Consider the following 18,000-nt stretch of genomic DNA (forward strand, 5'->3'; position numbering starts at 1 on the left):
GCTTCATGCCGGGGGGCGGGTTGCCCATCATGTTGCCGCCGGGCATGCCGGGCATGCCCGGAGGAGCCTCGGGGGCCTTCACGATCTCCAGGAGCTCCACCTCGAACACCAGGGCGGCGCCGCCGGGGATGTTCGGGGGCGCGCCGCGGTCGCCGTAGGCGATGTCGGAGGGGCACACGAGCTGCGCCTTGCCGCCGACCTTCATCTTCTGGAGGCCCTCGGTCCAGCACTTGATGACGCCCTGGAGCGGGAACTGCGTGGGCTCACCGCGCTTGTAGGAGGAGTCGAACTCCTTGCCGTCGGAGAGCGTGCCCTTGTAGTGCACCTTCACGACGTCGGTGGCCTGGGGCTGGGGACCGGTGCCCGCCTGGGTCTCCTTGTAGATGAGACCGGACTCGGTCTTCACGGCGCCGGGCTCCTTGGCCTTCTCCTCCAGGAACGCCTTGGCCTTCTCCTTCTCCGCGGTGGCCTTGCGCAGCGAACGCTCGCGCGCGAGGTCCTGGAGCTTGGGACCGTAGGTCTCCAGGTCCACGTCGGACTTCTGGCCGGAGACCTGGGCGGTGAGGCCGGCCTTCACGAACTCCAGCTCCTGCGGGGTCATGTCGAACACGCTGATGCTGCGGCCGATGGACAGGCCCAGCGCGTACAGCGTCTTCTGCTCCTCGGTCTGAGGAGCGCCGGCGGCACCCGCCGTCGTGGTGCCGGTGGCGGAGGGGGTCTCGCCCGGCTTCGCTCCCTGGCCCTGACACGCCGTCAGGCTCAGCATCGCCGCGATCAGGATCGTCTTCTTCATCATGATGTCGTCGCCTTTCCTTTGGCTCAGCGGCGGCCGACCGCCCCCCGCTGCATGCCTGGGGCGCGGTGTACTACAGAAAGTGCCCGGCATCCTCTTGGGAACCGTGCTTTCCCCGGAAGGGGGCATGCGCAGGTAGGACAACCGGCCGCCGGGCCCCCAAACCCCCGGGGCGGCCCGGGATTCCCGGCCAGGGAGGCTCGGCCGGCAAGGCCTGGGAGGCGGCCCTACCGGGGGGAACGTCCCCCGAAGGCGGCCTGGGCGACCAGGAGCAGGACGACGGCGCCCAGGATGGCGCCGCCAAAGCCGGTGGGCTCCGGGTCGCGCCAGTCGGTGCCCCGCCAGACGGACGTGAGGAAGCCGCCCACGAAGGCACCGGCGACGCCCAGGAGCGTGGTGCCAATGCAACCCAGGCGCTGGTTCCCCGGCAGCACGGCCCGGGCGATGAGCCCCGCGAAGAAGCCGAAGATGATCCACCCCAACAGCCCCATGACGTCCTCCCGGTGCGGCGTGTGTCCGGCCCGCAATGTGGCGCACGGTGCGTCGGGGCGGAAGTCCACACAGGTGTCGCATAGGCTGCCGCGCGAACCATGAGCCCCCTCCGCCGTGCCACCCGGGACGACAACGCCGCGCTGCTCGACCTTTTCGGCGACGTGCCCATGACCGGGGACCTGGTGCTCAGCACGCAGCGCTCGCCGGACTACTTCGGCCTCTTCGCCATGCAGCGCGGCGAAGCCGAAGTGTGGGCCCACGGCGAACCCACCCACCTGGACGGCATGGGCGCCATCCACGTCCGCGACGGCTGGCTGGAGGGCCGGCCCTGCCGCGTGGGCTACCTGGGCGACCTGCGCACCCGCTTCTCCGCGCGCCGCGCCCGGGGCCTGGCCCGGTTCTATGGGCCCGTCCTGGAAGAGACCTCCCACCGTCACGGCGTGGACGTCTTCCTCACCGCCGTCATGGCCTCCAACGCCGCCGCGATCCAGGCCCTGGTGCGCCGGGGCGCTTCCCGGGAAGCGCAGCCGCACTACCACCTGATGCGCGCCTTCTCCGCCGTCTCGCTCCAGTTCGTCCTGCGCCGCAAGCCGCGCCCCAGCCGCTACACCGTGCGCCGGGCCACCGCCGCGGACGTGCCCGCCATGACCGCGCTGCTGGACGCGGACCACCGCTCGCGCCCGTTCGGCTACCGCTTCGACACCGGGGAACTGGAGCACCGGCTCGCACGCTGGCCGGGGCTTCGTGTGGAGGATTCATTCCTCGCGTTCGACCCGTCCGGTCACCTGGTGGGCTGCACGTCCGCGTGGAACCCCGACGCCGTGAAGCGCTACCGCGTGCTCGCGTACCGGGGCGGCATGAAGTGGGTGCGCCGGGGCTTCAACGCGCTGGCCACCATCACCGGTGCGCCCCGCCTGCCCGCGCCCGGCGGCGACTTCCGCTACTTCTACCTCTGCAACACCAGCATCCCTTCGGAGGACCCCGCCGTCCTGCGCGCGCTGCTCGACGCCGTCTACGCCGCGTTCCACGGCCAGGGCTTCCACTTCTTCACCGTGCAGCAGGACGCCGCGGACCCGCTGGCCTCCGCCTTCGACGGCTTCCTCCAGCGGCGATTGGACTTCCACCTCTACGCCGTCACGCCCGCCTCGCGTCCCCCGAGGACCTTCCCCGGGGGACGCACCGGCTTCGAAATCTGTCTGCCCTGACGCTCACACCACGCGCGTCTTCCAGCGCCCGCGCCGGAACAGGACGATGCCCAGCACGGACATCGCCGCGAAGGCCGCCGGCACCGCGAGGTACGCCCCCACCGCTCCCATGCCCAGCGGCTTCGCCAGCACCCACGCCAGGGGCAGCTCCAACACCCAGAGACACCCCAGGTCGATGAGCGTGGGCGTCCGCGTGTCCCCCGCGCCGTTGAACGCGGAGGTGATGACCATGCCGTACGCGCAGGAGAAGAAGCTCAAGGAGAAGACGCGCAGCGCCGTCGCGCCCTCCTCCACCACCGCCGGGTCCGTGGTGAAGACCCCCAGCAGCGGATGCGCGAAGGCGAAGAACAGCACGCCGATGCTGCCCAGCACGATGAGGTTGTACCGGCCCGCCAGCCACACCGCCTTCGCGCCCCGGTCCGGATCCCCCGCGCCCATGCTCTGCCCCAGCAGCGTGGCCGCCGCGTTGCCCAGGCCCCACGCGGGCATCAGCGCGAACAGCACGATGCGGATGGCGATGGTGTAGCCCGCCAGCGCCGTGCTGCCGAAGGTCGACACGATGCGCACCAGCACCACCCAGCTGGACGTGCTCACCAGCGCCTGCACCATGCCCGCACCGGAGAGCCGCAGCATCGCGAGCATCGTCGCGGGCTCCAGCGCCACGTGCTCGCGCCGCACCTGGAGCCGGCCGTTCGCGCGCACCAACCGGAAGAGCTGGTACACCACGCCCGCGCTGCGGCCGATCGTGGTGGCCCACGCCGCGCCCACCACGCCCATCTCCGGAAACGGTCCCCAGCCGAAGATGAGGCACGGCGCGAGCAGGATGTTGAGCCCGTTGGCCAGCATCAGCACGCGCATCGCGATGGCCGCGTCACCCGCGCCCCGGAAGATGGCGTTGATGAGGAAGAGCAGCAGGATGCTCACCACGCTGCCCATCATCACGCGCGTGTAGCCCACGCCGTGCTCCAGCACCCACGGCGAGCCGCCGAGCGCCGCCAGGATGGGCCGGGCGAAGACGATGCCCGCCACGGCCAGCGTCGTGGAGATGACCACCCCCAGCCCAATGGCTTGCACCGCCGTGCGCCCCGCGCGCTCCGCGTCCTTCTCTCCAATGCGGCGGGCCACCATCGCCGTGGCGCCGATGCTCAGCCCCATGCCGGCCGCGTAGATGATGGTGAGGATGCCCTCGGTGAGCCCCACCGTGGCCACCGCCTCCGCGCCCAACCGGCCGACGAAGGCGACGTCCACCACGGCGAACACCGACTCCATGCACATCTCCAACACCATGGGCACGGCGAGCAGGAAGATGGCCCGCCCGAGCGGCAGCCGCGTCAGGTCCTGTTCCGTGCCGTGCAGGGCCTCCTTCACCAGCGTCCAGACGCCCTTGTCCACGGGCGCGGGGACCTGGGCGTTCCGGTCCGCCAGGGGTGTCTCTTCCACGGGGTGAGGCCTTTCGAAAGCGAGGGGACTTCCTACCGCGAAACGCCCACACGTGGCGCCCAGCGACGCGGCTTCGTACGCACCCTCCCACCCACTCCTGACATCTGGAGGTGTGGCACCCACCCTCGTCGAGGCAGCGGGCGAGCGTTGGCTGCCGGACGGCGGGTCGCGCCTGGGGACAACATGCCCTTCGGAAACCCGGGAGTAGCTTGCTGCATCCTGATGAGTCCCTCACCCGCGACCGCTTCCCTCCTGCCCACCGCGGTAGGTCCTCATTTCACCCTGGCTTCGTCCGCGCGACTGCTGGGCACCACGCAAGTGGGCCCCGGAGCCATCATCTCCCGCGGCGCCATCGTCCGCTCGGTGGGAGGCTCCGTCGCACTGGGAGCCTTCTCCACCCTGCGCGAGGACGCCGTGGTGGTGGGCACCCCCGAACGCCCCACATCCATTGGAGAGAAGACCGTGCTCGGTCCTCGCTCCCTGGTCATGGGTGCGCGCGTGGGGTCCCTGTGCGACATCGGCGACGGCGCCATCCTGATGCCCGGCGTGACGTTGGGCGATCGCTGCATTGTGGGCGAGGGCACGGTGCTGCCCCCCGGAATGACGGTGCCGGATCAATCCGTGGTGCTGGGACGGCCGGGGCAGGTCCTCCGGATGCTCTCCTCCGAGGACCTCACCCACCTTCAGCAGCGCCGGGGCGGCGACCTGTCATTGCCCGCCGCTCCATTGACCCCTTTCTCCGCGCGCGACCGCGCAGAGGACGCCCCCATGGGACAGCTGTACGCCTTCCGCGACCGTCACCCCTTCGTCCATCCCACCGCCACCCTCTTCTCCTCCGCGGAGGTGTCCGGCGACGTGGTCATCGGCGCGGGGGCCATCATCGGGGCGGGCGTCAAAATCACCGGCGACCTGAACGGTCCGGTGCGCATTGGCGCGCGGGTGCAGATCCTGGAGAACACGGTGCTGCACCTCCAGCCGGACACGATGCTGGTGTTGGAGGAGGGCGTGGTGGTGGGCCCGGGCTGCGTGCTGCACGCGTGCAACCTGGGCGCGGGCACGGTGGTGGAGCCCGGCGCCATCCTCTGCGAGGGCAGCCACCTGGGGAAGGGCTGCCACGTGGCCGCCGGCAGCCTGGTGAAGGCGCGCGCGGTGTTCCCGGACTACGCGCTGGTGGAGGGCTTCCCCGCGACGCAGGTGGGCACGCGCACGTCACCGCCGGAGCCGCCGCGCTGGGTGCTGCGGCCGGAGGACCTGCCGGGCCTGCGGCGCATGGGATGAGCTGCGATTGCGCTGACCGGAGGCCCTGAGGCATCGTCGCGGGCCATGGATCCGGTCAACTCAATCATCGAGATCGCGGGCCCGCTGCTGCTGGGGCTGGTCTGTGGTGCGCTCTTCCGGAAGGTCGTGTACCCGCGCATCCTCGAGCAGTTGGGGGGCCTGGCCCGACTGGTGGCCTCCTCCGCCAACACGTGGTCGCAGGTGGCGCTCATCTGCGTCACGCTGGGCCTGGCGGCGGCGTGCCATGCGTCCAATGCCGTCGCGACGTTGATGTGGCTGCATGAGCACCTGCCCACGCTGCCCTTCCCGCTCACCCAGGGGCTGCTCCACTGGGTCTTCCTCGCGGCGACGTTCTTCACCGGGTACTACCTGGCCATGCTCCCCTCCGCCTCCGCCTCCGCCGCGGACGAGCCGTCCGGCACGGTCTAGCGCGAGCTTCAGCGCTTCTTGGGGCGCCTGGGGTTCGTTGGGCGGGACGCCACGTGGGACACGCCGGGCCGTATGGGGGCTCGGACCTCCTGCGCGCTGTCGATGAGCGCTCGCATGACGGGCGCGCCTGAATCCCTCGCGCGCCACGTCACGAACTCGCTCAGGGGGATGTGGAGATCCTCGACCGGACGCCACGTCATCGAGGTCTGCGAAGCCATCTCTGAAATGTTCTCCCCGACGAACGTGACCGCGTCGCCAATCGCGACCAGCGCCATGAGCGCCTCGAGGTCGATCACCTCCGCCGTCACGTGCAGCGTCACGCCTTGTTCGTGCGCCGCCGTGATGAGGTCCGCGTGGAGCCGCGGATAGAGCTGACGTGGCTGGAGGAGCACGCGCTCGCTCTCGAGGTCGCGAAGCCTGATCTTCTTGAGGCGCGCAAGCCGGTGATCGGGTGAGAGGAGCAGGCCCAATCGGTCGCGGGTCATCTCCAGGTGGCTGAGCGCGTCGTCACTCGGCGCGTAGGCGCCGTAGCCGAAGGCGATCGTCCCTTGCCGCAGCGCCGCCCACTGCTCGACGCTGCTCATCGGGATGAGCTGCAGGCCGACGCGGGGCGTTCGCCTCCGGAACGCCGCGACGAGGGACAAGAGCGCCCCCATGAAGGTCGTCCCCGTCTCAAAGCCGATGACCACGGTGCCGAGCCTCCCTTCGGCGACGCCCTTGGCTTCGTCGATGGCCGCATCGACGCTTGCCAGGATGCTCCGGGCTCTCTCCGCGAAGGCCTTCCCGGCGGCGGTGAGCTTGATGCCACGTCCCTCGGGTTCGAAGAGCTCGACGCCCATCTCCTCCTCCAGGTCCCGCATCTGCCGGCTCAGCGGCGACTGTGAAACGTGGAGCCGCTCGGCGGCCCGGCGGAAGTTCTGCTCCGCGGCGATGGTCACGAAGTAGCGCAGGTGTCGGAGTTCCATGGGCTCAAGCTTGCTCAAAAGGTATCATATCCGCCCCATCATTGTCTTGGACGGCTCGATTCGCCGAGGCGTACGTAAGCGCCCATGAACACTCCGAGCCCAGGTTCCCCCCGCGTGCTGGTGTCAGGCGCCAGCATCTCCGGTCTCACCATCGCCTGCTGGCTGGCGCGCTACGGCTTCGGCGTCACGGTCGTCGAACGCGCGCCGCATCTGCGTCCGGGTGGGCAGGCGCTCGACGTGCGCGGCCCGGCGCTCAAGGTCGCGGAGCGCATGGGCATCCTCGCCACGCTCCGCGAGCGCAACACCCGGCTGACCGGCTTCTCTCAGGTCGACGCCGACGGAAAGGAGACCTTCCGGAGCGAGGAGCGCACCCTCACGGGCGGGCGCTTCGAGAGCCCCGATATCGAGATCATGCGCGACGACCTCTGCCGCGTGCTGCTCGACGCCGTGGACCCCCGGGTGGAGTATCTCTTCGGTGATTCGATCGCGTCGCTCACCCAGGACACGTCGGGGGTCGACGTCACCTTCGAGCGGGCCGCGCCTCGACGCTTCGAGCTCGTCGTCGGCGCCGATGGGCTGCACTCGCGCGTGCGGAAGCTCGCGTTCGGCCCCGAGGAGCAGTTCCTCCGCCGCCTCGGCAACTCCTACGTCGCGGTCTTCGGCATGCCGAACTTCCTCGGTCTCGAGCGCTGGGAGGTCATGTACCAGGACGAGCGCGCCAACGTCGGCGCGATGGTCATGGCCTTGCGGAAGGATGCCCCTGCCCGGGCCTATGTCGGCTTCACGGCCGCCGAGCCCATCGAGTACGCCCCCCGTGACATCGAGGCGCAGAAGCGGCTGCTGGCCGAGCGCCTCTCGGGCGCTGGGTGGGTGCTGCCACGGATCCTCGAGCACATGATGACGGCGCCCGATTTCCACTTCGATTCGATCAGCCAGATCCGCATGGACGGTTGGTCGCGCGGACGCATCGTGCTCGTCGGCGACGCCGGGTACAGCGTCGCGCTGGCTTCAGGACAGGGCACGACCGTGGCGATGGTCGGCGCGTATGTCCTGGCCGGTGAGCTCGCGACGCACAAGGCTGACCTGGCGAATGGCATCACCTCGTATGAGAACGATCTGCGCGACTACGTGATTCGCAATCAGGACATCGCGATCGAACAACACGCGCGGAATGCCGCTCCGCAAGCGACGGCGGCCGGCGAGCCGGCGCATGAGGGAGAGAACGCCGCCGCGGATGGCCTTCCCGACTTTGGTGCCCTGACGCTGCCGTTCGAGCTCAAGGACTACGAGGGTCTGGTGAGGCGGTCATGAGCACGCCCCCGAGCCCCGAAAAAGCCCGGCCGTCTGTTGGGCTGGCTCAGACCCAGAAGACCACGTCGCGCTCCGCGTCCTCGGGGCCGGGGCCGTGCGCGCCCTCGCGCAGCCAGCGGCGGTAAGCCTCGATGTCCGCGTGGTGCAGGTCCGCCTCCGTGCCGGAGTACACGCCGCCACCGGGGCCATCCGTCAGCCCCTGGCGCTGCGTCTCCATGATGTGGACGTCCTGCTGGATGACCTGCCGCGTGTACCAGCGCACCAGCGGCGTCAGCGCGCGGCCCACCCAGGCACCCGGCACATCCACCGGCAGCCGGTAGCTGATGGCCGTGTACACCAGCGTGTCCGTGGGCCCGATGGGCGTGCACTGTGAGTTGATGGCGAAGCCGCTGTCGCCCCACTGGTAGTCCACGCGCGTGACGTTGGGGACGATGAACTCGTCGGTGTGCACGAGTGGCAGGCCACGCGGGTTGAACAGGCGTCCCAGGCCCGTGAGCGCGTCCTCCTCCTGGTGGTAGGTCATCCGCACGCGGCCCGCGTGGCGCTTCACGGTGGAGGGGACGCGCTTGCGCGTGGGATTGCGGAACCAGCCCCGGTGCACGAAGGACGTGTGCGGCACGTCCATGAAGTTCTCCACCAGGTTCGTCACGCCGTTCGCGAAGCGCGTCACCATGAAGTAGACGGTCCAGCCGCGCTCGCCCCAGTAGGGCACGCGGAAGGGCTCCGCTCGTGCGAGGGTGACGTCCGCGCCCAGGTAGACGTAGACGAGCCCGTCCTGTTCCCGCGTGGGGAAGCGCGCGAGCCGTCCCAGGTCGCAGGGCGCGGGCCTGAGTCCTTCGTGCGCGCAGGCGTGCGCGTCCAGCTTCTCTCCGCGTTGGGGAGGCCCCAGCGCGGGGATCTCCACCACCGCGCCGGACGCGTCGTAGACCCAGCCGTGGTACGGGCAGCCGAGCCGCCCGTCGAACACGTCGCCCTTCGACAGACGCGCGTTGCGGTGGAGGCAGCGGTCGCGCAGCGCGGTGGGCGCGCCATCCGGCCCCCGGAAGAGCACCAGTCCCGTGCCGAACACGGCTCGCGCGACGGGCCGGTTCGCGGGCAGCTCCGTGGAGAGGCACGCCACGTACCAGAAGTCCTTCAGTGCGCCGCAGCGGGCGAGGTCCGCCTCCGCGTCCAGGTCCACCGTGCGCACCGGGGCGCGGTCGTCTTCGCTGTGAATCATGACGTCCCTCTCGCGAACCATTCCGTCCAGCCCGGTTGACGGTGCAGGTCCACGGGCTTGATGTCGCCCGCGCGCTGACCGAGCTGGATGCACCGTGCCTCGTAGCGCCGTGCTCCCTGCGTCACGCGCACCGCGCGCACGGGGCCGAGCTGTCCCAGCTCGCGTGCGTAGCGGTAGTGGTGGCCTTCGCACAGGGCGCGCTCCACGTTCGCGGCCATGGCGTCGCAGGGCTGCGCTGTCTCCAGGAAGAGGCGATAGGCCGGCGGTGTCCCCCACTCCGGCGCGAGCATGGCGAAGGCGGGACGCGTGGGGCCCAGCGCGGCGTCCAGCACCGTGCCCACTCGCGCGGCGGAGAGCTTTTCGCCCACGAGGTCCGACACCGCGTCGGCTCGGCCAAGGAAGCGCAGACAGGGCGTCGCGTGCACGAAGCCTTCCACGCGCACGAGGTCCCCCAGCCGGTAGCGCAGCAGTCCACCGGACGTGGAGAGGAGTACCGTGTAGGTGCGGCCCACCGTCAGCTCGTGTGCCAGGAGTGGGCGCGCGTCCGGGTGCTCCGGATCCATGAACTCGATGAAGTGGCTCCGGACCGCGAGCACCGGCGCGGGTGCTTCGAAGAGAGGCACCGTGATGACGCCCTCCGTGGCGAGCAGGCCCTTGCCCTGGACCTCGACGCCCGGGAAGCGGCGGCAGGCGCCGGCCACGGCGTGCGCGGCCTGGGCGTCCGTCCACATGCTCAAGAGCGCGAGCCCTGGCCACAGCGTGCGAGCGGATGACAGTCCTTCACGCAAGGCGGCGCGCAGCACCTGCGCCCTGGACGTGTCCCGCGCGCCCTGGAGTCCCTGCACGATCGCCGTCCAGGCGGGGTCGCTGCCGACAGGCGCTCCGTCCGCGTCCTGTTCTGGAGGACGCAGCGTGCCGCGCTCCAGGTCCTCCGCGAGCCGTTCACCGTGCCGCTCCAGTGCGTCCATCAGCAGCGTGAGGAAGCTGGGATTCCACACACTGATCAACGACAGGTTCGGGCACCGCGCGAGGAACCACAGCGTCACGTAACGGCATGGCTCGACGTGCGGAGCCTTCCCCACGGCACCCGGCACGGCGAAGACGCGCGAGAGCAGCGGCTGCAATGGACGCGGGAACCACGCGCTGTCCTCCGCCGAGCCCACCGGGATGCCGCCCGCCGTCCGGTGCTGTCTCCGGCCCAGGGGAGAGATGGACCAGTAGCTGGGGCCCTCGCGCACCTCGGGGCGGCGCAGGAAGACCTCGTGCAGCATGGGCGCGAGCGCATGTTGGAACTCCCGCAGCAGGCCCTGTGTCACCGGCACCCGCTTGGACGCGCCCGAGGAGCCACCAGACAGCTCGAAGCGCAGCACGGGCTCGCGCGTGAGGATCCGCGCTTCTCCTCGCGCGATGCGCTCCACATCTTCCGCCACCGTGTCCGGCGTGGTCACCGGCACCGCGTCCTGGAACTCGCGCGCGGTGCGGATTCGACCGAAGTGCGCCACGCGCTCCGCCTGCGCCGTGCCCTCCACGGTGCGCAGAATGCGCGTGAGGCATTCCGCCTGCGCGGCCTCCGGTGCCCGCAGCGCATGCCGGAAGCGCAGCGCGGACGGCGTCAGCGCCGCCAGCGTGGCGGTCAGCATCCCACGCGAGGTCAGCACGCCACGTCCCCGCGCAGCTCCGCGAGCAGCGCATGCAGGAGGCGCAGCACTGATGACCGCAGTGCCGCCATCGTCGCGGTCAGCATCCCACGCGAGGTCAGCACTTCACGTCCCCACGCGGATCCGCGACGCGTCGCGCTCACGGCGGGCCCAGCGGCGCAGCTGTCCCCAGACGCTTCGCGCCAGCGCCCTCGCCAGGTCCCAGCCACGGATCTCCACCAGACACACCAACTCCTCGCCTTCGGCGTGGCCGGGGTTGCGTTCGGCGAAGTAGGCGATGTGCGGATGGGCCGCCGCGTCGCGGTCGATGGGCGAGACGCCGTCCCGCACCCGGTAGTGCGCGCCATCAAAGCGCAGCGTGCCTTTCGCCGCGTCGTACTGCGTGCCGAACCACCGCGCCGCCAGACCGCGCAGGAACTCCGAGCGCCCTTCCGGCGGCGCCCAATCCCTGCGCGGATGCGTGCGTGGGAAGTAGTTCACCGCCAGCAGGTACGTCTTGTATCCGCCCGACAGCAGCAACCAGTACAGCGGCCTGAATGGCCGGCGCAGCTTGCGCGCGAGCAACAACCGGCCGAACACCACCTGCAACGTCTTGTGGCCCCACCAGTCCGGATGGATGACCGTGTCGCCCGAGTACAGCACCTCCACCCCGTCCTCCTCCGCCACCCGCACCGTGCTGAACCCCACCAACTCCCGCGTGCGCCGCGCGTGCAGCAGGAACACCCACTGCTTCGCGTCCAGGTCCGCGTGGAAGCGCTCGGCGCTCACGCCCACGTAACAGCACTGCATCAGCGCCAGCATCCGCGCCCGGGTGCCAGCGTCCAGGTCCTCCCGCCGCACCGTGGAGCCCTTCATCGCGGAGAGCATCGCCTCAGCGCCCTCCCCGCTGCGCCGTGGGCGCGGGAGGCTGGCGCACCTCCTGGTAGCGGTCCGCCTCCAACGTCGCCTCCTGCGGGTCCGCGCCATACCAGTGGATGACCGCCTTCACCGGCCCCGAGTGACGGCCCAGGCCGAAGTGCAGCCGCGGATCCGCCGACGCGGAGAAGCCGCCCATCAGCCCCACCTCGCGCACCTGCTCCACGCGCTTGCCGTGGTCCTCGTAGGACACCACCACGCGGGTGCCCACCGCGCTCCGGTGCGTGCGCTGACCGTCGCCCACCAGCGACAGGCCCACGAAGTGCGCGTCCGGCTTCGCGTCCGCGGCGTTTGCCCGCAGCGTGTTGCGGTACAGCGACAGCGGCGCGTGCTGATTCGTGATGAGCACGTCCAGGTCGCCGTCGTCGTCCAGGTCCGCCATCAACACGCCGCGCGAGTTGTCCGGCGCCTCAATGCCCACCTCCCTGGCCACGTCCACGAAGTGCCCCGGGCGCGCATCGCCCAGGTTGAGGTACACGCGGCGCGCCTCGTTCGGATAGAGCACGCGGCCCCGGATGTCGCCCCACTTGTCCGCGTACGTGTGCACCTCCGGGCCGGACTGCATCAACTTGTGGTTCACGTACCAGTAGTCGTTGCGCTGCCCCTCCGGGATGCGCCACTTGGGCGCGTCCAGGCGCGCATCCACCATGCCGTTGGCCTGCACCAGGTCCGGCCACCCGTCGTCATCCAGGTCTCCCGCCGCCGCGCCCCAGCCGAAGCGCCGCTCGTTCAGCGCGCCCCGGAAGGTGGCCTCGTCCTTGAAGCGGGGAACGAACGCGTCCTCGTCCGGCCCCAGCATCCACAACAGGCTGCCCTCCGCCTGGAGCGAGTGGTGCACGTTGGACACGTACACGTCCAACCAACCGTTGCGGTCGAAGTCCGCCACGCTCGCGTTCATGCCCTTGTACGTGTCGCGGCCAATCTCCCCGAAGCGCTGGCCCACGAGGTGCCGGAAGTGCCGGCCTCCCTCGTTCAGGTAGACGTCATCCGGCCCGAAGTCGTTGGCCACGTAGAGGTCCGTCCACCCGTCCTGGTTCAGGTCCACCGTGCTCACCGCGAGCGACCAGTGCGTCTCCTTCAGGCCCAGCGCCTCCACGTCCTGCTTCTCGAACGTGCCGTCCCCTCGTCCCCGGTAGAGCGCGTTCTTCCCGCCGTTGTTCGCGTTGTGCCAGCCGTCGTGCATGAAGCGCAGCATGCGGCGGTCACCCGCGTACTCCGGTTCGGGCAACTTGAAGAGGTTGAGCGGCGGCGGGTTCGGATAGTCCGGCAGGTGCGTGGTCATCGCGTTGAGCACCAGCAGGTCCAGGTGTCCGTCGCGGTCGTAGTCCAGGAACGTGAGCCCCAGGCTCACCGCGTGGTCCGTCACGCCCGCCGCTTCCGTCACGTCCTCGAAGCCCGCAGTGCCCGTCTCGCGCAGCGTGTTGCGCAACAGGCGCACCGGCCCGAGGGCCACCGCCACCGCGAGGTCCAGGTCCCCGTCCCCATCCCAGTCCACGAACGTCCCGCCGCCCGCCAGGCCCTCTTCCTTGTAACGGGTGGCGAAGTGCTCCAGCGCGGGCACATTGACACGTTCGAAGCGCAGGCCACCCAGGTTGCGGTAGAGGCCCGCGTGGTGCTCTGGCGTACCCAGCGGGTGCGTGAGGAACAGGTCCAGCTTGCCGTCCCCGTCGAAGTCCCCGGTGGCCACCGCGTCGCCCACCGCGACCAGCCACTTGGCGACGTGGGCCACGCGCGGATCCAATTCCTCCAGCGTGTGCCCCATCGTGGAGGACAGGCCCGCCTGCGTGAGGTCCTGCGCATCCAGGTGGAACGCGAGCGGCGCCGAGCGCTCCCCCTGCGCCGCCGTCACCGAGTAGCCCGTGGCCAGCACCGCCCCCAGCCCTCCCACCACGCCCACGCGCCGGAGCACGTCCGGGGAGAGGAGCCGGCGCAGCGACGCGCCCCGGGTGCGCCACAGCTCTCGCGCGTGCATGAACACGAAGCGGCAGGTGGCCACGGTGAGCGCCGCGTAGAAGAACGTGTAGACGCTCTCCTTCAGGTGCAGCACCAGGTCCACGCAGGTGATGGCCAGCGCGAGCAGCACCTGCCCCTTGCGCGTCCCCGGCGACGTGGCGGGGTCGGTGAGCATGTAGAAGACGAAGATGAAGAACGACGGCGCGCTCAGCGTGCCCAGGAACAGCACCTCCGGCGGCAGGTGGTGGCGGAGGATGAACGCGCGCAGCGCCGTCTGGAGCGCGTAGAAGGACAGGAAGCTGATCACCAGCCAGCCGCGCCCCACGCGGAAGAAGAACAGCACCAGCGCCGCCATCACGATGAAGGCCGACAGCGCGACTTCACCGTTGGCCCACTGGTAGGCGGGCGCGGCGGTGATGAGCTCGCGCGTGGTGAGCAGGCACACCGCCACCGCGAACATCGACGGGTTGAAGACGTGGCGCCCCTGGAAGGTCAGCACGTACTTGGAGCCGATGGCCAGCCACACCGGCAGCCACAAGAGCGTGCTCGCGTGCGAGTAGTTCAAGAGCAGCGCCAGCGAACAGCAGGAGATGTACGCGGAGAGCGGCAGCTCCTTCCGCCGCTTGAGCACCCAGCCCAGGACGGCGTCCAGCAGCGTGCCGGAGACGACCAGGAAGGCCATCTGCCCGGGGCTGCGGTTGAAGCCGAAGAAGGTGAAGCCCAGCACCCCGTAGAGCGTGAGCAGCGCCGCGAAGGGCAGCCTCGGGTCGTTCCAGCGGGGGAAGACCCAGCCGCCCCACTCCACGCGCGTGCCCGCGAGGGCCGGCGTCGTCGGCATCTCCACACTCATGATTGACCGTCCCGGTGCACGCGCGGAGCGTGCCGTGCCCGTCTCCGGGTGTCCAATCCGCACGGGGCTTGCGTCCGGCGGCCATGCGTGGAGTCCTGGCGCCCCGTGTCCTCTTCCCTGCCTCGCCGCGCGGCGGTGCCTCGCGAGCTGCTCGTTCCGGCCACGCCTTCCGGCCTGCTGCGCCTGGCGGCCATGGAGTGGGCGGGGATGGCCTTGGGATGGGCGGGCATGGCTTGGGCTCCTCCGGTGCTCGTGCCGCTGGCGGTGCTCGTCGTCGCGGGACGGCTGCACGCGCTGGGCGTCCTGCTTCATGACGCGGTCCACCTGCCTTCGCGAAGACGCGAATGGAGACTGTGTCTACTGGAGGCCGTCGCGGGCTACCCGGTTGCGTCCACGCTGGCGGCGATGCGCTACCACCACCTTCGCCATCACCGCGATGCGGGCCTGCCCGCGGATCCGTACCGCAAACCTCCGGATGGCGGCCGGCTGCGCACGGCGTGGCGGTGGCTGCTGCTCATGGGCGTGATTCCCGGATGGGTGCTGCGCGGACCGGTGGGGCTGATGGCCTGGGCACTGCCTTCACTGCGCACGGCATATGGGCGCGTGTTCCTGCAGGACCGCTCCGGACGCGTGCTCACGCGGGACGCGGAGGTGAAGGCATGTGCTCGCGCGGAAGCGGGGCAGGTGCTGTTCCACCTGGGCGTGCTGGTGTTGGCGGTGCGGTGGCCTTCCGCGGTGCTGTGGGGGTATGGGGTGCCGTTGATGCTGGCGTCGGGATTCAACGCGCACCGGTTGCTCGCGGAGCACACCTCCGCGCCCGCGCAGGGGCGGAAGCTGGAGGATGTGTTCGCGTGCACGCGTGACCATGGGCTCGGGTGGTGGGGGTGGTTGGGATTGGCGCCCCGGCATGTGGGATTGCACGTGGTGCACCATCTGCACCCGCAGGTGTCCCTCACGCACCTGCCCCGGCTTCGAGCCTGGTACCTCAAGCGGTTTCCCCACCACTATCCCCGGCCCCGTTCCTACTGATGCTCTCTTCATCGACGCGGGTGTTGCTGGGGGTGGCGTTGCTGGCGTGCGCGGGCGCGGCGGTGGGGTTCCGGCGCCGGCAGAACGCGCAGGGTGGCCGGGGTGGGCGCATCTCCGGGCCGAAGCTGGCGTGGCTGCTGTACGCGGTGTTCCTCTGGTTCCTGGTGTGCCCCCTGGTGGCACTGGATGCGTCCGTGCCGGTGGAGGCGCGCATCGTGCTGGGGGCCTTCGCGGTGTCCATGTGGCTGCGCGGGGCCGCGGAGCTCTACATGCTCTACGTGTCACGCAACTGGCGGCCGCCGTATGGCGTGGGCCATGACCTGGGGTGCATCGCGCTGGTGGGGGCGGGGCTCGTGTACACCGGGGAGAAGTGGGCCGGGGTGCTCGATGGGCGCGACGTGTGGGCGCTGGCGCTGGTGGGGTTGGTGTTGATGAGTCTGGTGGTGGAGGTGGCGTACGCGGCGCTGTTCCATCAAGCCGTGGAGGGACGCACCACGGGCGAGGACGGCGTGTGGTTCGCGGACGCGGAGCAGGCGCGGTTCCGGCGCATCAACCGGCTGACGCTGGCGCTCAACGTGCCGCTGTATGTGGCGCTGGCGGTGTGGCTGGTGATGGGGATGCGGTAGTCACACCACGGGCTGGCGCCAGGCGCGGGACAGGTGGCCGGGGCTGGATTGGTTGAAGCGGTGGAGCAGTTCTTCCCGGCCGTGCTCCAGCAGGTACGTGAGCTCCCGAGGCATCAGCGTCTTCACCGTGACGAGCCGCACCTGTCCGTCTGGCATCGTGAAGTGGGTGGGGAGCGTGGGAGTTTCCATGCCCAGGAGCACGGCCACGCGGCCGTCCTTCGTCAGGAGGGTTTCGGGCATGCGCTCTCCGTCCACTTCCATGGAGAGGAGGCCGGTCCTCGCGGGCTCGAGCAGGTGCTCGTGGCCCACGAGCTCGTTGGCGATGCGTTCCAGCAGGAGCTGCTGCCAGCTCTTCGCCACGTTCTCCACGGCCTCATCGGTTTCGAGCGCGAGCTCCAGGCCGAAGCCCACGGAGGGCTCCACGGCCTCCACGAAGAAATCGGAGAGGCCGTCCGTCACGAAGAGGGTGCGTCCTTCGGGGCGGTGGATGATTCGCCAGACCTGACGCCTCGCGGGCCAGCCTCCTCCGACGACGATGGGAAGGATGGCTTTCTCATCCAGCGTGCCCAGCGTGCGCCAGAACGCGGTGCGGGCTGTTTCGGTCCGTTCGTAGAGGGACTGGAGCTTGCGGTGGTGTTCGCGCTCCTCGGGGCTGACTTCGCTGGGGCCCGTCACTTCCCTGAACTTCACTCCTGTGATGTTCGCCTGCTCCAGCGCCTCCTTGATGTCCTCGGCGACGATGAGTGCAACGGTCCATCCCCAGGTGCGGAACATCCTGGCGTCACCCACCTTCGCCGGGTCGATGCGCAGGCCGGAGACGTCCCTGTATTTTCCCACCTTCTCCGGCCGTCCATCTTCGGGCTTCCAGTACTGCACCTCTTCCGAAGCCTCGTCGTCGATGCACCTGACGAGACGGAGCACGTTGACGAGGAAGTGCGGTCCGGGCTCCGAAGCCACGGTCACGGGGAGCAACTGCACATCCTCCGGGGCGAGGCGGGTCAGCATGGCTGCCGCTTCAGCATGAATGACGGGCGCCAGACCGATGCCCGCCAGCGTGAAGTCCAATGGCTGACCGGCATGGTCGACCGGAATCTTCAAGGGCGCATCCAGGCTGACGGCTTCACCCTTCCTGAACATCCACGGGTTGGCGACCTCCCGGCCGGACGCATCGATTGGATCGCCCAGCGACCACCGATCGGGGGCATACACATCGTCGATCAGTTCGAAGTAACGCATCGCCACGAGGGACTCCCGCCCAGCTATGACTTCGTGACCCACTTGTTGAGGGTGGTGCTCGTGTTCAAGATCTCGCTGGCGAGCCGGCGGAGTTCGTTCGTGAGCGCCTCGCGGCATTGCTGGATGCTGCCACAGTCTTCCATTGCTTCGTTCAGCCGGGAGGACACTCTTTGATGGTACGCCTCGGGATGAGGCCCCTTGTGGCCTGGGACACGAACCTTGTTCGCGGGATCGTCCAGGGACATGCCAGCCCGGTCAAAGAGCCTCTGGAACTGGGGCGACCAGGGGCCACCATTGTGTGTCGCCTCCCACCACTTGTTCGTAGCGATGTGGTGCTCGTGGACGTCAACGGGCGCCAGGACATTCGGTCCCTTCGCGGACATCGCCACCGCGTTGGGGGCCAGGGCAATCGTCACCTCACCACTCGCGGACACCGCCACCGCTGAGACTTCCGCCGCCGCCACCAGCCGGAAGCCTCCCTGCTCCGCTCCCACCAGCGCCGCCTGCGCTGAGCCCGGCAGTGTCGACACCCGCGTCGCCAGCGTCTGCGCCGTGCCGCCCAGCGCCGCCATCGTCAGCATCACGAAGGCCCTCGCCGCCT

16 protein-coding genes are annotated in these 18,000 nt (G+C 69.9%); 6 read left to right on the forward strand and 10 right to left on the reverse strand.

What is annotated here, in order from left to right:
* Both D7X32_RS35330 and D7X32_RS35335 read right to left on the reverse strand, forming a co-directional pair.
* On the reverse strand, positions 1 to 793 hold a 793-nt coding region (locus D7X32_RS35330), incomplete at its 3' end, for an FKBP-type peptidyl-prolyl cis-trans isomerase (RefSeq protein WP_244239360.1).
* 227 nt (positions 794 to 1,020) lie between these two features.
* A complete protein-coding gene (locus D7X32_RS35335) occupies positions 1,021 to 1,284 on the reverse strand; it encodes a GlsB/YeaQ/YmgE family stress response membrane protein (RefSeq protein WP_120606965.1) in 264 nt (87 codons plus the stop codon).
* 99 nt (positions 1,285 to 1,383) lie between these two features.
* On the opposite strand from D7X32_RS35335, the gene D7X32_RS35340 reads away from it, so the two are divergent.
* Positions 1,384 to 2,490 carry a GNAT family N-acetyltransferase gene (locus D7X32_RS35340; RefSeq protein WP_120606966.1) on the forward strand — a complete coding sequence of 369 codons (1,107 nt, stop codon included), beginning with the start codon at positions 1,384 to 1,386 and terminating at the stop codon, positions 2,488 to 2,490.
* A gap of 3 nt (positions 2,491 to 2,493) precedes the next feature.
* On the opposite strand, the gene D7X32_RS35345 is transcribed toward D7X32_RS35340, so the two are convergent.
* Complete coding sequence (locus D7X32_RS35345; RefSeq protein WP_120606967.1) at positions 2,494 to 3,930, reverse strand: MATE family efflux transporter; 1,437 nt, start codon at positions 3,928 to 3,930, stop codon at positions 2,494 to 2,496.
* A 222-nt stretch (positions 3,931 to 4,152) separates the two neighbouring features.
* Between D7X32_RS35345 and D7X32_RS35350 the strand changes: the two genes are divergently transcribed.
* Positions 4,153 to 5,208 (forward strand): DapH/DapD/GlmU-related protein, encoded by a 1,056-nt coding sequence (locus tag D7X32_RS35350; protein ID WP_120606968.1) that lies wholly within the window; start codon positions 4,153 to 4,155, stop codon positions 5,206 to 5,208.
* Between the two features lie 45 nt (positions 5,209 to 5,253).
* Positions 5,254 to 5,637, forward strand: a complete 384-nt coding sequence (locus D7X32_RS35355; RefSeq protein WP_120606969.1) for a hypothetical protein — start codon at positions 5,254 to 5,256, stop codon at positions 5,635 to 5,637.
* Positions 5,638 to 5,645: 8 nt separating this feature from the next.
* Here D7X32_RS35355 and D7X32_RS35360 read toward each other — a convergent pair whose 3' ends face one another.
* Complete coding sequence (locus D7X32_RS35360; protein WP_120606970.1) at positions 5,646 to 6,602, reverse strand: LysR family transcriptional regulator; 957 nt, start codon at positions 6,600 to 6,602, stop codon at positions 5,646 to 5,648.
* A 114-nt stretch (positions 6,603 to 6,716) separates the two neighbouring features.
* Here D7X32_RS35360 and D7X32_RS35365 point away from each other — a divergent pair, with 114 nt between their 5' ends.
* Positions 6,717 to 7,913 carry an FAD-dependent monooxygenase gene (locus D7X32_RS35365; RefSeq protein ID WP_244239361.1) on the forward strand — a complete coding sequence of 399 codons (1,197 nt, stop codon included), beginning with the start codon at positions 6,717 to 6,719 and terminating at the stop codon, positions 7,911 to 7,913.
* Positions 7,914 to 7,959: 46 nt separating this feature from the next.
* Here D7X32_RS35365 and D7X32_RS35370 read toward each other — a convergent pair whose 3' ends face one another.
* The 4 genes from D7X32_RS35370 to D7X32_RS35385 form a co-directional block, all read right to left on the reverse strand.
* Positions 7,960 to 9,132 (reverse strand): Rieske 2Fe-2S domain-containing protein, encoded by a 1,173-nt coding sequence (locus tag D7X32_RS35370; protein ID WP_120606972.1) that lies wholly within the window; start codon positions 9,130 to 9,132, stop codon positions 7,960 to 7,962.
* The gene (locus D7X32_RS35375) at positions 9,129 to 10,772 is read right to left on the reverse strand and encodes a GH3 auxin-responsive promoter family protein (RefSeq protein WP_120606978.1); all 1,644 of its coding nucleotides are present in this window, start codon (positions 10,770 to 10,772) and stop codon (positions 9,129 to 9,131) included. Before D7X32_RS35375 ends, D7X32_RS35370 begins: the two co-directional genes overlap by 4 nt.
* A gap of 123 nt (positions 10,773 to 10,895) precedes the next feature.
* Positions 10,896 to 11,657 carry a hypothetical protein gene (locus D7X32_RS35380; protein WP_120606973.1) on the reverse strand — a complete coding sequence of 254 codons (762 nt, stop codon included), beginning with the start codon at positions 11,655 to 11,657 and terminating at the stop codon, positions 10,896 to 10,898.
* A 4-nt stretch (positions 11,658 to 11,661) separates the two neighbouring features.
* Positions 11,662 to 14,508: an FG-GAP-like repeat-containing protein gene (locus D7X32_RS35385; protein WP_120606974.1), complete on the reverse strand. Its 2,847-nt coding sequence runs from the start codon at positions 14,506 to 14,508 to the stop codon at positions 11,662 to 11,664.
* Between the two features lie 105 nt (positions 14,509 to 14,613).
* On the opposite strand from D7X32_RS35385, the gene D7X32_RS35390 reads away from it, so the two are divergent.
* Both D7X32_RS35390 and D7X32_RS35395 read left to right on the forward strand, forming a co-directional pair.
* Entirely contained in the window at positions 14,614 to 15,537 is a 924-nt protein-coding gene (locus D7X32_RS35390) for a fatty acid desaturase family protein (protein WP_120606975.1), read from the forward strand.
* Positions 15,537 to 16,163 (forward strand): hypothetical protein, encoded by a 627-nt coding sequence (locus D7X32_RS35395; protein WP_120606976.1) that lies wholly within the window; start codon positions 15,537 to 15,539, stop codon positions 16,161 to 16,163. Before D7X32_RS35390 ends, D7X32_RS35395 begins: the two co-directional genes overlap by 1 nt.
* Here the strand turns inward: D7X32_RS35395 and D7X32_RS35400 are convergent, their stop codons facing one another.
* The gene (locus D7X32_RS35400; RefSeq protein WP_120606977.1) at positions 16,164 to 17,399 is read right to left on the reverse strand and encodes an imm11 family protein; all 1,236 of its coding nucleotides are present in this window, start codon (positions 17,397 to 17,399) and stop codon (positions 16,164 to 16,166) included.
* A gap of 23 nt (positions 17,400 to 17,422) precedes the next feature.
* The coding region (locus D7X32_RS35405; protein WP_208752643.1) for an AHH domain-containing protein at positions 17,423 to 18,000 on the reverse strand (578 nt) is incomplete at its 5' end.

This window comes from Corallococcus carmarthensis, from assembly GCF_003611695.1.
GTDB classification, from domain to species: Bacteria; Myxococcota; Myxococcia; order Myxococcales; family Myxococcaceae; genus Corallococcus; species Corallococcus carmarthensis.